Consider the following 1,265-nt stretch of genomic DNA (forward strand, 5'->3'; position numbering starts at 1 on the left):
GAACTTGTTATTCCAGTTACGGTCATTGATGATGCAGGTAATGAACCGATTCAATGCCAAATGTTATGGGCATGGTTACCTAAACGTAAGAAATAAAGATATAAAAAAGCCCAAATTCAAATTTGGGCTTTTTTATTACGATTCTTGAGAGGCAAGAAATTTCTGTTTCGCTTCCTCAGGAATCTGACGTTTGTTGCCTTTTACATCTACTGCAACAAAGGTAAAGACCCCTTCAGTAATACGAATTGGGGCACGAGAGTCATCATGGCTATCCCAAACTTCAATTTGCATTTGAATAGAGGTATTACCCACTTTTAGGATTTTGGTATAGCAGCTAATAACAAAGCCTACTTTTACCGGAACCAAAAAGGTCATCTGATTAATGGAAATCGTAGCACAGCGACCACGACTAAAACGCTCCGCGTGAATTGCTCCAGCCAAGTCCATTTGTGACACGATCCACCCACCAAACACATCACCACTCCAGTTTGTATCTGCTGGCATGGCAATCGTTTGTAAGGATAAAATTCCTTCTGGTTTGGTATAAGCTTCTGACACCTTAGCTCCCGAAATTCGTTTGAAGTTGTTGATCTAGCCACTGTTGCAATTCAGGCGCGCGTAATGCGCCGCTCATTCGAGCAACTTCTGTGGTTTTATTCATTAATACAAGGGTAGGAATACTTCTCACATTAAATGCTTGGCTTAAGCGAGGAGACTCTTCGGTATTAATCTTGGCAAAAATGACACGTGGATTTTGTTTTGCAACTTGTGCAAAATGTGGCGCCATCATTTTACAAGGTCCGCACCATTCTGCCCATAAATCTATCAAAATAGGCAGATCACTATTTGTGATGTAGTTGCTAAAGTTTTGTTCATTTAACTCAATTGGCTCAAGCGGGAGTAATGGCTGATGACATTGTCCACAACTCGGTTGAGCGGTAAGTTTTTCCTCTGGTACTCTATTTTTTGCACCGCACGATGCACATACAATAATCATTTACATCACTCCTATATGCTGATGTAAAAATTCTAATTGGGTCGTCACTGCTTTTTCAAACCATGAACCGTGATAGATATCAAAATGTTTCATATCCCATTCATGATAACTCACTAAAGGAGCAATATTAGTCGCAGCTTCACGACTAGACTCAATTGGAATCAAAGAATCATGCTGAGCCGCAATAAATAAAACTGGAATATTAATTTGACGTACAAGTTGAATTGGGCGATAACGCATCAAATTAAAAAACACCCGTGCCGGGACT

General features: G+C 40.1%; 2 protein-coding genes and 2 pseudogenes. 1 reads left to right on the forward strand and 3 read right to left on the reverse strand.

The genetic code is table 11. The features are described 5' to 3' along the window. A pseudogene (locus VXQ92_RS18765) lies at positions 1-96 on the forward strand (DUF4442 domain-containing protein); the annotation flags it as partial. 39 nt (positions 97-135) lie between these two features. On the opposite strand, the gene VXQ92_RS18770 reads toward VXQ92_RS18765, so the two are convergent. From VXQ92_RS18770 to VXQ92_RS18780, 3 genes and pseudogenes are all read right to left on the reverse strand, one after another. Beyond that, positions 136-558 (reverse strand): acyl-CoA thioesterase, encoded by a 423-nt coding sequence (locus VXQ92_RS18770; RefSeq protein ID WP_001287657.1) that lies wholly within the window; start codon positions 556-558, stop codon positions 136-138. Position 559: 1 nt separating this feature from the next. Further along, positions 560-997: a thioredoxin TrxC gene (trxC, locus tag VXQ92_RS18775; RefSeq protein ID WP_000587652.1), complete on the reverse strand. Its 438-nt coding sequence runs from the start codon at positions 995-997 to the stop codon at positions 560-562. Next, positions 998-1,265: pseudogene (locus tag VXQ92_RS18780) on the reverse strand (alpha/beta hydrolase); the annotation flags it as partial.

This window comes from Acinetobacter sp. 228, assembly GCF_048147885.1.